The sequence below is a fragment of the Nocardia gipuzkoensis genome, from assembly GCF_021183645.1.
GTDB lineage: Bacteria > Actinomycetota > Actinomycetes > Mycobacteriales > Mycobacteriaceae > Nocardia > Nocardia abscessus.
Genome location: NZ_CP089225.1, coordinates 3,322,686 through 3,336,112 on the forward strand (window position 1 = coordinate 3,322,686; position 13,427 = coordinate 3,336,112).

A 13,427-nucleotide genomic window follows, 5' to 3' on the forward strand; every position below is an offset into this window, starting at 1 on the left:
GTGGATCCGAAAGCTGGCGCGTCATAGCCGATCCAATCATTCCGCGCGCATGGCCAGCCTCTGCGAATCCGGCGGAGCAACCGACCCGCAAATGCATCGGCCCGTCCTTCAGCACACCCGATACGGCGGACATTGGCAATCGTACGAGTGGCATCATCCGAGAAGCTCCCTAGCGGCGCGAACTCTCTCCCAGGGCCTTGACCGTTGCCCCGATGATGTCCTTGACGGCTTGCAGTAGCGCCTGCTCCTCGACCGAGGTATACGGCTCGGAGTAGAACCGCCAGAGCGTGCGCTCGACCATCGAGTTGAGTGCGCGGACATGCGCCTCGGTGGCTGCCGATCCCGGCTGTGACCGCAGTACTGCGAGCGTGGCTTCCAGCCAGCGGTCCATTGTCTGTTGCCACAGCTCGCCGATCCTGGGCATGTCGCTCGACCTTTGCGCGGCGAAGCACATGACTGCAGTGTGCTGCCGCCAGAGCTCGGCCACGCGGTCGATCGTGTCGCTGATCAGGTCGTCAGTGTCGGCGTTGACCGGAACCTCGCGGATCGGGGCGACAAGCTCGTCGTAGATCGCTTCTACGAGCGCGATCGCTACCGACTGCTTGGAGTCGAAATAGAAGTACAGGGCCGAACGAGCGATGCCGACGCCCTTCGCGATGGCGTCCATCGTCATGCCGTCGAAGCCCTGCTCGTCCAGCTGTCGCTCGGCCACCTCGAGGATGCGCTGCTCGCGCAGGTCCCCGCGCGAGGGCTCGCGTTTGCGCTGCGCACGTCGTGAGGCCGTAGTCATCTCCCGATTATTGCATGAGTTCGAGTCGTTTTGACGCTATGTCGATTATGCGTCGACGCAGCGTTGACTTTTAGTTGATGGTGTGTCTAACCTCATACAGAACCGCCCCTGGTGGCCCCTGAAGCGCAGCCGACGACAGCAAGGAAGCAGTCATGCAACACACACTGAGGACCTCGGTATTGGTGGCCGGAGCCGGCCCTGTCGGCGCCGTCCTGGGGCTCGAACTCGCCCGGCTCGGCATTGCCAGCACCGTCATCGAGCGGCGGGACACGATCGCCCCGAACCCCAAGTGCATCACCACCAACGCACGGACCATGGAGTTCCTCCGGCGGCTCGGTCTCGCCGACGCCATCCGCGCGGCCGGCCTGCCCGATGACCACCCGACCGACGTGGTCTACATGACTACGCTCGCCGGGTACGAACTCACCCGATACGTCATGCCATCCCGCAATGAGCTCGGCGACCCGGAGGTGCAGGCGATCGACGCAGGCTGGCCGACCCCCGAACCTCAGCACCGGGTCTCCCAGCTCTTCGCGGAGCCGATCCTGCACGACGCCCTGCGGGAGAGTTCGGCCGTAAACTTTTGCGAGAGCACGGAGCTGGTCGCGTTCGAGCAATCCCACGACGGGGTCCGATGTGTCGTCCGAGACGCCGATGGCCAAGAGCGAGTTATCGAGGCCGACTTCCTGGTCGGCGCCGACGGAGCCAACAGTCTGGTGCGCAAGGGCATCGGTGCACGGTTGACTGGTATCCCCGAGGTGGCGCGCGTCGTGACGGTCTTTGTGCGGGCACCTCGCATCACCGAGCTCGCGGCCAAGGCCCGGCTGGGGTTCATGTACCGGTTCGTGGGGGGCGAAGCGCCCATCAGCATGGCCGCGATCGACGGTGAGAACCGCTGGATCTGCCACATCGTCTTGCCGCCGGGGACAGACGACGCGAGCTTCGACCACGAACGCGCGATGTTCGCTGCCATCGGCGAGGAGTTCGAGTACGAGCTGCTGAACCGCGAGGTGTGGATCGGCCGCGCGATGGTCGCCGACCGGTTCCGCGACGGGCGGGTGTTCCTCGCCGGCGACGCCGCCCACATCTGGATCCCGATGGGCGGATTCGGTATGAACGCAGGCATCGCCGACTCGGTGGGGCTTGCCTGGATGCTGCGAGGCGCACTGGAGGGCTGGCTGTGCGAGGACGCCCTGGAGGCGTACGCCGTGGAACGTGCCTCGATCGGGACGATCGTTGCCTCCCATGCCGCGAAGATCACTCGCGAGCTGCAGGCGATCGAGATCCCCGCCTCCCTCGGTGAGGCCACCGAGGAAGCGGCAGCGCTGCGCGAAGACATCGGCAACCGCATTCGCACCGTGAACCTCGCCGAGTTCAACAGCGTCGGCCTCCAGCTGGGGTATGCCTACGCGGACTCGCCCGTCATCTGCTACGACGGCGCTACCCACCCGGCGGTCGCGCTCGACCACTATGAGGAGTCGAGCCGACCGGGGGTGCGGGCTCCGCACGTGTGGCTGTCCGACGGTTCCTCGCTGTACGACAAGCTGGGCGACGGCTACGCCCTGCTCCGACTCGGCGCAGACGCCCCAGCGGTCGCTGACTTCGAGAGCGAGGCCGCGGCGCGTCGGGTGCCTTTGACGACTCTGCACCTCGTAGAGCCGGAGGCAGTGGCGAAGTACGGCGAGGCCCTGGTGCTGGTGCGCCCTGACCAGCACGTGGCCTGGCGCTCGTCGACCTCCCCGTCAGCCGCGGAGGCCGCGGAGGCATGGGATCGCCTTACCGGGGTGTCGGTGCGCCGGGACCGCGTGCCGACGCTGCCCGCCGAGGAGGTCGGTTCCGGTTTCCTGTTCGGAGAGGGGCCGCGCTGGCGTGACGGCCGCCTGGTCTTCAGTGACATGACCGGGGGGCGCGTCCTGCAGTACGACCCCGCGGACGGCGAGATCACCGGACTGCACGAAGTGCCCGCCATGCCCAACGGTCTGGGCTTCCTCCCCGACGGTCGGCTCGTCGTGGCGTCGATGTTCGACAGCGTCGTCTACGTCGAGGGCAGCGAAGGCCTCGAGCCCTACGTCGACCTTTCCCACCTGACCACCGGCTACCTCGGTGACCTCACCGTAGACCGCCTCGGCCGCATCTACGTCGACGACACCGGAGCTCGGGTCCTCGAGGGCGAGCCCCCGGCCGCGGGCCGGCTCATCCTTGTCGACACGGACCTGTCCTCGCGCGCCGTACTCGAAGGACTGCTGTTCCCCAACGGCCTTGCACTCTCGGCCGACGGTGACGTGCTCCATCTCGTGGAGTCCTTCGGCTTCCGCCTGCTGACCGTGCCTGTGCATGAGGACGGCGGCCTCGGCCGGCCGGAGGTCTTCGCGGACCTGTCGCCAGGCACCGGGGACGGCATCGCGCTCGACCCGAACGGCAACATCTGGGTGTGCTCCCCGATCCTCGCCGACGTCGTGACCTGTTACGACGGCACCGGCCGCGTGAGGGCCCGGGTAGTCATGCCGGAGGGCGGAGAGCCCGTCGCTTGCGCCTTCGGTCGCGAGGACGGTCGTGATGTCCTCTACATCGTCGGCACGGACAAACTCCCCGAGGGTGTGGACCACTTCGCGGCCATGGCGGCCAAGCAGACCGTCGGCCGGCTGTGGAGGGCTGACATCACCGACATCACCGCCGCGACCATCAAATCCGCCGCGACCGGGGAGCTCTCGTGACCAAGCCGATCGCCCACGAGGGGCTGATTCGTGTCAGCGCCGAGCGGGAGATCTTCTACGCCGACACCCGCACCCCTGGTCCGGTCGTCGTCCTCCTGCATGGGGGCGGACCGGGAGCATTCGGCGTGTCGAACTACTCGCGCAACATCGACGCCCTGGCCTCCAGCTTCCGGGTGATCGTGCCGGACCTGCCCGGCTACGGCCGCTCCACCAAGGGAGTCGACCGTGATGACCCCTTCGGCGACTTGGCGACCAGCATGCGTGGCCTGCTCGACGCCCTCGACATCGAGCGCGCGCATTTCTTGGGCAACTCCCTGGGCGGTGCCTGTGCCCTGAGGCTCGCGCTCGACAGCCCACAACGCGTCGACAAGCTCGTGCTCATGGGTCCGGGCGGGATCGGCACGACCCGGAGCCTGCCGACGGCCGGTCTGAACCATCTGCTGAGTTACTACACGGGTGAGGGGCCGACGCTGGCCAAGGTGGAGACGTTCATCCGGGACTACCTGGTGTACGACGGCAGCTCGATTCCCCAGGAGCTCATCGAGGCTCGGTACATGTCGAGCATCGAGCGCGACGTTCTCGCACATCCACCACTGCGGCGCCCTTCCGGCCCGCTGGCCCTCCGCAAGGTATGGCGGATGGACTTCACCCGCGACAGCCGGCTGAAGTCTCTGACCACTCCGACCCTCGTCATCTGGGGGACCGAAGACAAGGTCAACAGGCCCGAGGGTGGCAGGATGCTGGCCCGGACGCTGCCGAATTGCGACCTGCTCATGCTCTCCCGCACCGGCCACTGGGCTCAGTGGGAGAGAGCCGATCTCTTCAACACGGTCATTCGTGCATGGCTGCTGGACGAGTCGTGAAGAGCGTCTTCGGCGATGTGCGCCTGGGATACCTGGTGGTCGAGACGCGGCGGTTCGGGGACTGGCGGCGCTTCGGCGTCGACGCCGTCGGTCTGCATGTCGACTCGCTGGGACCGGACGCCCTGCGCTTCCGCATCGACGAGCATGCCTGCCGGTTCCTTATCCAGCGGGGACCGGCCGAGGACGTCCAAGCGATCGGGTGGCAGGTCGACAACCACGAGTCCTTCGAGCAGGTGCTCGGGCGGGTCACCGCAGCGGGTGTCCCCGTCGCCGAGGGCACTCCCGAGGAGGCGGCGCTGCGCGGCGTCGAAAGGCTCTGGCGCTTCCCCGGGCCCAAGGGCCTCGTCCAGGAGATCTTCACCCGGCCCGTTACGACGGACTCGCCGTTGGAGATGGTGACCTCTGGCTTCGTCACCGGTGGCGGAGGGATGGGACACGTCGCGTTCACCTCCAAGAAGCCGCACCAAGTTCGCGGTTACTACAACCGCGTTTTCGACGCCCGGCTCTCGGACTACATCGACGAGACCATCAGCGGCGTGAAGCTCAAGATCAGGTTTTTGCGGGTCAACGAACGTCACCATTCTGTAGCAGTGGTCTCCGTGCAGAACGTCCCGGGCGACCCGATCAGGACGAAGGTGCAGCACGTCAACATCCAGGCGGCGACGCTCGACGACATGGTCCAGTCCTACCAGCGGATGAAGCAAACGGGCTTCGCCCTGTCCCTTGGCGTGGGCCAGCACACCAACGACCTGGAACTTTCGTACTATGTCGAGACACCCTCGGGATTCGACCTCGAAATCGGGTGGAACCCGATCCTCGTCGACGAGAACACCTGGGAGCCCACCACCCACCAGGGCACCAGTATCTGGGGCCATCAGCCCGTCGGACAAACGGTCTTCGACATGCTCGCCCGGCTGAAAATCCTTGCGCGGTCGCTGAGTCGAGAAGAGGAGGATGTACCCGAGCTGTCGGGGATCGGGATCGGCGATAACTGATCCTCGTCGGCCCAGCTGTCCGACACGAATCTCACCCAGAGATTCGTAGGCCCGCGACCAGAGCCGGAAGGTCGTGGATGTCGACCGCGGCGGATGTCTTCGAACAGGGTCGCATCGAGTAGGCCGGGGATCGGGTCGCGCCAGCCGGTGAGCCGATTGGGCGAGTTCGTCGTCGGCGCGTTCCGGAGGTGCGCATCGGATTCCTGTCGTCGCCGTTCCGATTCGGCCCCAGGCCGACCACCATGGTGTTCACCCAGCCGGACAACCATCCCCGTCAACAAGACCGATAGCGAAGCTCGAGGGCGACCGATCGCTGGACCACGACCGATACTCCGTGATAGCCGAACGCGCCGAGCTGTCCGAGCAGGGACAACATCCAGTCGCTCCCCGGAGAGTTGGCACCATCTCTGCTTGGTGTTCGCCACGCCGTGTTGGTGGTTGATGGGTCATTGGTGACCGTTCAGCTTGTGTGGCATCCGCAATCGACGCGTCGCGCTGAGAAGCAAGTGGATGTCTGTGGTCTGACCGCAGTGTTGGTGGGCTGCGCGGTCGACTCGCAGGCCCCTACGGGATGCCGACGTTACCGATGCCGTCATCGTCAAAATCCTCGTTCTGTGCGCTGACCGGGTGATGACGGCGTCATCACTCAGGTGGTATTTTCTGTTGCGAAATGTAGTGATACGTCGCGAAAGTGCAGTTGAGCGGCGGTGATACGCGCAGGTCAGCTCGTTGAATTGGTCGTTTTCAGTGGGGCACAATGGGGTTCGATTCCCCCAGGCGGCTCCAAGAAACGCCAGTTCAACGGCGTTTTCTCGTACGTTGGAACGGGCTCGGTGTGCGCACCGTCGTCATCACCCGCATCTCGAGGCGATGTGTCTTCCGGCAACCGGAAGGTTGACCATGGCATCCGCGCCGCGAAGTTCGCCGAAATCTCACCGGTGGTCAACCCCTTCGCAGTCAACGACAGCACGAGTTCGTCCACCCGGACAGGCGGCGCTGACGCTTCTTGACTACCTTCGGCTCGAGCGGGAATCGTATCCAGCGCACGCCGATGGCGGCCGATTCGGCGCCCATCACGCGGCGCGGCTATTGCTCCCGCGTGGAACCGAAGCTGACGTCGGTCACCCACCGTTGTCGGTCTATTCGATCAGGACGTTTGCTCATCCGCCGCGGCGTTCGGCTGCTGACAGGAGGGTCTCGGCGGCGTCCCGTGCCCTGCGCGCGGCCTGGGGGTCGTCGTGCATGGCGGCGGTGACCATCGCGCCGTTGGCCAGGATCAGCAGCTGGTCGGCCAGCGCTTCCGGAACCGGGCAGTCGGCGATGAGATCGGCCAGGTACTCGCGCACCGCGAGTTTGTGCTGCCTGGCGATCCGGCCGACGTCATCGACTGTGCCACCCAGCTCCCCGACCGTGTTGATGAACAGGCAGCCCCGGAAACCGGTTTGCGCGAACCACTCGAACAGGAAGTCGAACACGGCCAACACCCGCTCCCGGGGCGTACGCGCACGGGCATCGACGAACTGCGCGATCGCCTCGCGCACCTCGCAGTCGCGGTGCTCCAGTACGGCACGCACCAGATCTGCTTTCGAGGGGAAGTGGTGATAGAGACGTTTGAGCGGTAGGCCCGCGGCGTCTCGGATGGCGTCCATGCCCACCGCTTGTATGCCGCGGTCGTTGAATAGACGCTCGGCGGCAGCGAGTACCCGTAGCGCGTCCGATTCCTCTTGCACAGCGCACTCCCTTGCGTAGAGAACCATCGTTCTCCTAGACTAGCGAAGCCGGTTGAGAACGATCGTTCTCAACCGGCGTCGGCAGAGGAGAACCACCTCCTGGGCTCGGACGTTCCGGCCCGAACCGGCAGGAAAGACATCCGTCGGCCACTCGGCTGCGGAAACATCGAAGGAGAGAAACATGACCCGAGAAGCTGCGACCAAGACCGCGGTAGTCGTGCTGAGCGACCCCGCGGGCGGCGACGAAGCCCTCGGTCGCGTGTTCAACGCACTCGCGGCTGCCTACGACTTCGATCAGGCCGGCGACGAGGTCCGTGTGCAGTTCCACGGGGCGGGCACGCGCTGGCCCGAGCTGCTCGGTGCGCCCGATCACCCGGCATACGAGGTCTACCAAGCAGTGCGCCATACCATCGCCGGTGCCTCCTGCGGATGCGCCGACGTCTTCGGCAGCAGCCAGGGCGTGCAGGCCAGCGGTATGGACCTGATCAAGGACAACCCGCTGCCGGGCACCTCCGGCCTGGCCAGCCTGCGCGCCCTGGTCGACGACGGATACCGCATCCTGTCGTTCTGACCATGGAGCACTTCTTCGCCCTGACGTTCGGACCGGATGAGCAGGCGCACCAACGTCGGCAAGGTTCATACGGCCGCTACGAACGCTCACTTTCCGCCGCGCCCGTGCCCGATGGCATGGGTGCGGCGGAAGCCGAGTTCCTCGCCCACCGCGACAGCTTCTACCTATCTTCGGTCGGACGTAACGGCTGGCCCTACGTTCAGCACCGTGGCGGGCCGCCGGGCTTCGTCAAAGTGCTCGGCCCTACCCGGCTGGCGTGGGCCGAGCGCACCGGTAACCGGCAATACATCACAGCCGGTCACCTCGACAACGACGACCGCGTGGCGATGATCGCGATGGATTATCCGAACCGTAAGCGGCTCAAGATTCTCGGGCATGCGCGGTTCGACCCCGATCCGGACCCTGAAACACTCGACCGAGAAGGCATCGACGGCAAACTCGAAGGCCTCATGACCGTCGAGGTCGTCGCCTTCGACTGGAATTGCCCGAAACTCATCACTCCACGGTTCACCGCGGATGAGGTACGCCTTTTCACTGAACCGCTGCGCGAACGCATCCAGCAACTGGAAGCACAATTGGCCGCGCAGCAAGGCTGCGAAGGACAGGCTCGGCAGTCTGCGGCGGATCGCAACCGTGGTCCGATGAGCTGAACCTGGATTCGGCAGGAAGGACCGACTGATGCTGTAGACACTCGACGCTCCGATCGGTCCACCTCCGGCGCGTCGGCAGGGGCTTCGCAGTGGCGGCGCGCCGGGCGCTGCTCGAGCGGCTGATGCCCTCGATGACAGCCGACAGTCCGGCGAGTACGGTCAATGCTCCGTCGGGCGAAATGGCGGCCAGCCGTCGCCCCACTCCACGTTCCTCGCGCTGCGGTATGCCTCGCCCTGTCGCTTCGAGACGAGGGTCGGCAGTACGCCGTCGTCCGGTGTGCACACCTGCATGGAGACCAGACCCTTGCGTTTGAGTGGATGCCGCAGGATTCGGCCCGGCGCGGGCTCGTACGCGGTCCGCGAGGCGATGACATAGGAGAACTTCTCGTCTTCGTGGCCGAGTTCGCCGCCCTTCAACCGCCTATGGAGGGAGGTCCGGTTGATCCGCGTACTGAAATGACACCAGTCCGTGCCCGTGGCGAGCGGGCAAACGTGCTGGTGCGGGCACGGGGCCACGACGGCCATTCCGGCATTGACCAAGACGTCGCGGGCGGCCAGTATCCTGCTGTGGCCGTCCGGGGTACCCGGCTCGATAACGGTCACTACTTCCGCCCCCTCGGCCGACCGGGCGACCAAGGCTGCCTGCTCTGCCCCGGACAGTTCGCTGAGTACATAGGAGATCGTGACGAGGTCGGCTTCGCCGAATACCTCCCGTTCGGCGAACGAGGTCCGCCGCCATACGGCGGAGCGCAGCGCCGCGGCGTCGGCGCCGGTCGCAAGCCTGCGTCCGAGCTGCAAAGCCTCGTCCACCTGATCGAAGACGGTCGCCTCGGCCAAGGAGGGGAACAGTTCGGCGGCGGCCCACAGCGCCGCGCCGGTACCCCCGCCGACGTCGAGCAGCGTCACCGGTCGGAAGCCGGGCGCCTGCTCGGCGAACCGCTCGAGCGCGCTGCGCACGGCGGCCCAGGTAGCGGGCATGCGATAGGCGGCGTACGCGGTGACGTCGGCAGTCGATGTGAGGATCGGCGCCGAGGCCGGACGCGGGTCTCGATACCGCGAGATCAGCCGCTCGACCGACGCGGCGAGTTGCCGCTGAGGAACGCCCGCGCATGCCCGGTCGAGGGCGGCGACGAGTTCGGTGGGCAGCTCCACCCCGTAAAGCTCCTCCGTGTGACGACTGGGCCGCCATTCTGTCATGGCGGCCCGCGCCCATTGGTCAGCGGTGACCGGCCAGGAGGAGCGCGTTGCCGGGGGCGGCGATATCACGGGGGACACCTCCGCCTCGCTGGGTTCCGACACGTCGGACCAAGCGGCCAGGACAGCTGACGACGACCGTGGCGGAGTGCCTGCGGCAGAGACGGCGACGACCGACCGTGGCGGAGTGCCTGCGGCCATGACGACTGACGACCGACCGTGGCCGAGTGCCTGCGGCAGAGACGGCCCGGACCGTGGATCGGTTCGGCTTATCGGCTGTTCGTCGCTCAGGAAGCCCAGGGGCCGATGCCGCCGACCTTCTCGATGCGGATGCGGGTGAGATACCCGGGCGGCGCGTCCGCTGGGGGGAACTGGGCATCTGGGCTGGCCAGAGTCTTGGCGAGTTCGCGGAGTAGTTCGGGTGCGCCGCCCTCGACGACGCGGGCGCTGCCGGTGATCGAAAGGTACGGACGCATCACCTCGCCGCGTTCCTGGGACAGGATTGTCACCGCGACGCGGGGGTCGCGGCGGACATTGCGGATCTTCTGGTAGACGCCGAGGTGGGCGGTGACGAGTTCATCGCCGTCCGGGGTCGATTGCAAAGCCACCCAGACGACCGATACCTGTGGGCTGCCGTCCGGGTTGATGGTCACCAATGTCGCGTCAGCGCCGGAACCGATGAGTGCGCGTGCGGCGTCGTCGAGTCTCATGTGCTGTTCGACTGTCCGGTCGGCGCTTTCATTCCCGCGCGGGCCTCGCAGATCTGCCGGTGGTACCGCGCGCTGCCGGCGAAGATCGCGACGCAGGCGCGCGGTAACCGCCGTGACCGGGCAGAACAGTCCGCTGGACCGGACTACGTGACGACGAAGACTCCCTTCCCGGGAACGTGCGGGAAGTTGGTCGCGATCAGGACTTCCACCCGGCCGAGGCCGGAAGGTATGCGGACCGGGACCCAGACGTCCGCGACGTTCTCCTCGGCCGGTGAGTCGTCACCGAGCCACATCGAGGGGAGGGTGCCCAGCTCGCCGGTGTCGGAGTTCCGCCACGACACCGTGACCTCCACACCGCAGGAGCCGCCCGGTCGGTCGGGGGTGAAGACGAACTCCGGACGGATCCAGAGCGTCGCGTTGTCGGCGTAGTTGCGGTCGGGGTCGTATTGGGCGGCGATCATGCCGATGCCCGCACCACCGCCGCCGCAGAGGGTTCGCGCCGGGGGGACGCCGAGGGGTAGCGCCGATGCGGACGGGGTGGTCACGGCAAGTGCGCCTATGGCCAGAGCCAGGACCGCTACACCACGAGAGACGTTCACCGCTGCTCCCTTCGCCGGAACCAGAACTTGTCTGTCTGAGTGTCGACTGGAGTTCGCTGTGTGTTAACGGTTCTGGTGAAAATGGGAGCCTGGGCGGCGGGAAGCTGAGCCATCGCCGCTGGATACGTCTGTTCGGCGCGCTGATTTCCTTGATGGACGTCCAGGAGAGTATTTGACGGGCAAACGGGACGAACGCGAACTAGGTGTACTGACCACAGAGGTTGGTGACGGCGTGTCGGGCTGACATGGCGAAGACCTCCGGGTGAAGTGCGAGCTGTCTAGGAACGCATTCACCAATCGGAGGTCTTCGTGTCCCACCGTAATGCCCCGTTGTCAGAACTGGGCCGACTGCGGCTTGCTCGTTGTGTCGTTGAGGACGGTTGGCCTTTGAGGCGAGCCGCCGAACGATTCCAGGTCTCAGCGACCACGGCGAAACGGTGGGCCGACCGCTATCGGACCGACGGCGCTGCCGGTATGGCCGATCGATCCAGCCGCCCGCACCGCAGTCCGCGACGAACCCCGGTGCGCACCGAGCGGCGCATCATCAAACTCCGCCTTCTGCGCCGGTGGGGACCGGCCCGGATCGCCTACCTGCTCGGCCTGCACCCGGCCACCGTGCATCGGGTCCTGGCCCGCTATCGGCTGGCACGGCTGCGGTGGCTCGATCGCGCCACCGGCCGGGTGATCCGCCGCTACGAACACCCTGAACCCGGCGACCTGGTGCATGTTGACATCAAGAAACTGGGCAACATTCCCGACGGCGGCGGACACCGCGCCGTGGGCCGCCGCACCGGCGGACGCAACCGCGCGCGCACACCCGGAAAAGTATTGCGCCGCAATGGAAGCAGCCATGTCGGCAACAGCTATTTGCACAATGCTGTCGATGACCACTCCCGCCTGGCCTACTCAGAGATCCTGAGCGACGAGCGCAAGGAAACCGCTGTCGCGTTCTGGCGACGCGCACGCAACTACTTCCACACCCACGGAATCACTGTCCGGCGGGTGCTCACCGACAACGGCTCCTGCTACAAATCCCAACTCTGGCGCGACACCCTCATCGAGACCGGCATCACCCACAAACGCACCCGCCCCTACCGGCCACAAACCAACGGCAAGGTCGAACGCTTCAACCGCACCCTGCTCGAGGAATGGGCCTACGCCCGCCCCTACCGCACCGAAACCGAACGCCGCAACACCTTCCCCGACTGGCTACACACCTACAATCACCACCGCGGCCACACCGCACTCGGCGGACACCCACCAGCCAGCCGCGTTCCTAACCTCTCAGGTCAGTACAACTAGGCGGTCCCGCGACACGGCTGCGGGCACGGCGTGGAAGTAGATCCCACGCGGTGCGCAAGTGGTTACGGTCGTAACCGACCTGTGCGTCGGTCATGTGCCGACCACGGGCGTCGCGCCGTCGAGCCCGGCGTTGTCGCGGGAGACCGTTGCTCCTGGACCGGGCGCCGTTGACCGGCCCAGGAGAACGTCCTCCGGGGTCAGCCGGCGACTGCGGAGCGCAGATGGGCGCGCTCGGCGATAGCGGCCAATTCCGCGTTGAAGCGGTCGGCGGCTTCGATATTGCCCAGGTGGCCGGTGGGCCATACGTGGTACGCGGCCAAGTGGCCGGTTTCGGCGAGCGCGTCGGCGATGCGGCGCGACATGCGCTCGGGCAGCAAGCGGTCGTGCGCGCCCGCGATCACCGTGGTGGGCACGGTGAGGGATGCGGCGGCTTCGGCGAGATCCATGTCGGCGAGGGCGGCGGCATGCCTGCCGCGCGTGAGCGGTCGGCACGACCGCACGATGCCCAGCGCGAATTCCACCTGGTCCGCGGTCGCGTGCGGCGTCATCACGCGCGCCTTGAGCAGAGCGCTGGCAGGCCAGCCGCCCGGCAGCGGGACCGGGGCGGTGAGCAGCGTCTCCGCGACGATCATCGGCAAGCGCACGGTGGCGCCGAGCACGGTGATCGGCCGGTCCGCCAGAGTCAGCGGCTTGTTCAGCAGCGGAAGCAGATCGGTGTCGTAGCGGATGTTGCCCGAGGAGCTGTTCAACAGGACGGCAGCGGCGGCCTGCTTGCGGACCTGCTCCGGATAGCGAGCGGCCCACGCCTGCACGGTGATCCCGCCCATGCTGTGGCCGACCAGTACGGCGCGCTGTCCGGGGCGCAGCGTCGCGTTCAGGACCACGGAGAGATCGTCGGCGAGCGAGTCCTTGCTTGGCGCCGACTTACCGATTTCACTGGCGCCGTGGCCGCGCTGGTCGTAGCAGACCACGCGATACCGGTCGGCGAACGCGTTGATCTGCGGGTTCCAGTACTCGATGCTGCAGCTCCAGCCGTGGATCAGGACGATGACGTCGCCCTCGGCGGGACCGTACGCGTGTACTCGGAGGCGAGCGCCGTCCTTGGTGGTGACGGGGATGACCGCGTGGCGGGCGGTCGGTGCGTTCAATGACGCGGTCCCGAAGGTGCGGGACCGAAGTCCGGCACGGTATTCGGCGGTCAGCGCACCGTTGTACGCGTCCGCCAGCGTCCTCATCGACTTCACCAGCATCGAGCACTCCTTTGTGTCCACCGTCACCGTACAGTGCAAGCAGAGTGCTTGCTAGTGCT

Annotated in this window: 12 protein-coding genes; 6 read left to right on the top strand and 6 right to left on the bottom strand. The window is 66.6% G+C overall.

Features of this window, described 5'->3' with window-relative positions:
• Nucleotides 1-169: 169 nt before the first annotated feature.
• Nucleotides 170-790 (bottom strand): TetR/AcrR family transcriptional regulator, encoded by a 621-nt coding sequence (locus LTT66_RS14825; RefSeq protein WP_233067765.1) that lies wholly within the window; start codon nt 788-790, stop codon nt 170-172.
• Between the two features lie 152 nt (nt 791-942).
• Between LTT66_RS14825 and LTT66_RS14830 the strand changes: the two genes are divergently transcribed.
• Genes LTT66_RS14830 through LTT66_RS14840 form a run of 3 tightly spaced genes read left to right on the top strand, consistent with a single transcriptional unit; the run spans nt 943 to nt 5,362 of the window.
• Nucleotides 943-3,504: an FAD-dependent monooxygenase gene (locus LTT66_RS14830; protein ID WP_233067767.1), complete on the top strand. Its 2,562-nt coding sequence runs from the start codon at nt 943-945 to the stop codon at nt 3,502-3,504.
• Nucleotides 3,501-4,367, top strand: a complete 867-nt coding sequence (locus LTT66_RS14835; RefSeq protein ID WP_233067769.1) for an alpha/beta fold hydrolase — start codon at nt 3,501-3,503, stop codon at nt 4,365-4,367. The genes LTT66_RS14830 and LTT66_RS14835 overlap by 4 nt, the downstream gene beginning before the upstream one ends.
• On the top strand, nt 4,346-5,362 hold the full coding sequence (locus tag LTT66_RS14840) for a VOC family protein (RefSeq protein WP_233067773.1): 1,017 nt from the start codon (nt 4,346-4,348) through the stop codon (nt 5,360-5,362). Before LTT66_RS14835 ends, LTT66_RS14840 begins: the two co-directional genes overlap by 22 nt.
• Before the next feature lie 1,160 nt (nt 5,363-6,522).
• Here LTT66_RS14840 and LTT66_RS14845 read toward each other — a convergent pair.
• Nucleotides 6,523-7,092 carry a TetR/AcrR family transcriptional regulator gene (locus tag LTT66_RS14845; RefSeq protein WP_233067776.1) on the bottom strand — a complete coding sequence of 190 codons (570 nt, stop codon included), beginning with the start codon at nt 7,090-7,092 and terminating at the stop codon, nt 6,523-6,525.
• Between the two features lie 181 nt (nt 7,093-7,273).
• Here LTT66_RS14845 and LTT66_RS14850 point away from each other — a divergent pair, with 181 nt between their 5' ends.
• Together LTT66_RS14850 and LTT66_RS14855 are read left to right on the top strand one after the other, a co-directional pair.
• Nucleotides 7,274-7,663 carry a DsrE family protein gene (locus LTT66_RS14850; RefSeq protein ID WP_233067779.1) on the top strand — a complete coding sequence of 130 codons (390 nt, stop codon included), beginning with the start codon at nt 7,274-7,276 and terminating at the stop codon, nt 7,661-7,663.
• A 2-nt stretch (nt 7,664-7,665) separates the two neighbouring features.
• On the top strand, nt 7,666-8,313 hold the full coding sequence (locus LTT66_RS14855; RefSeq protein WP_233067783.1) for a pyridoxamine 5'-phosphate oxidase family protein: 648 nt from the start codon (nt 7,666-7,668) through the stop codon (nt 8,311-8,313).
• Nucleotides 8,314-8,472: 159 nt separating this feature from the next.
• Here LTT66_RS14855 and LTT66_RS14860 read toward each other — a convergent pair whose 3' ends face one another.
• The 3 genes from LTT66_RS14860 to LTT66_RS14870 form a co-directional block, all read right to left on the bottom strand.
• Entirely contained in the window at nt 8,473-9,465 is a 993-nt protein-coding gene (locus tag LTT66_RS14860; protein WP_233067786.1) for a small ribosomal subunit Rsm22 family protein, read from the bottom strand.
• A gap of 329 nt (nt 9,466-9,794) precedes the next feature.
• Complete coding sequence (locus LTT66_RS14865; RefSeq protein WP_233067789.1) at nt 9,795-10,217, bottom strand: PPOX class F420-dependent oxidoreductase; 423 nt, start codon at nt 10,215-10,217, stop codon at nt 9,795-9,797.
• 143 nt (nt 10,218-10,360) lie between these two features.
• Nucleotides 10,361-10,816, bottom strand: coding sequence for a hypothetical protein (locus LTT66_RS14870; RefSeq protein ID WP_233067792.1), 456 nt, complete (start codon nt 10,814-10,816; stop codon nt 10,361-10,363).
• A 309-nt stretch (nt 10,817-11,125) separates the two neighbouring features.
• On the opposite strand from LTT66_RS14870, the gene LTT66_RS14875 reads away from it, so the two are divergent.
• On the top strand, nt 11,126-12,118 hold the full coding sequence (locus tag LTT66_RS14875) for an IS481 family transposase (protein ID WP_233067796.1): 993 nt from the start codon (nt 11,126-11,128) through the stop codon (nt 12,116-12,118).
• A gap of 197 nt (nt 12,119-12,315) precedes the next feature.
• On the opposite strand, the gene LTT66_RS14880 is transcribed toward LTT66_RS14875, so the two are convergent.
• On the bottom strand, nt 12,316-13,368 hold the full coding sequence (locus tag LTT66_RS14880) for an alpha/beta fold hydrolase (RefSeq protein WP_233067798.1): 1,053 nt from the start codon (nt 13,366-13,368) through the stop codon (nt 12,316-12,318).
• Nucleotides 13,369-13,427 lie beyond the last annotated feature (59 nt).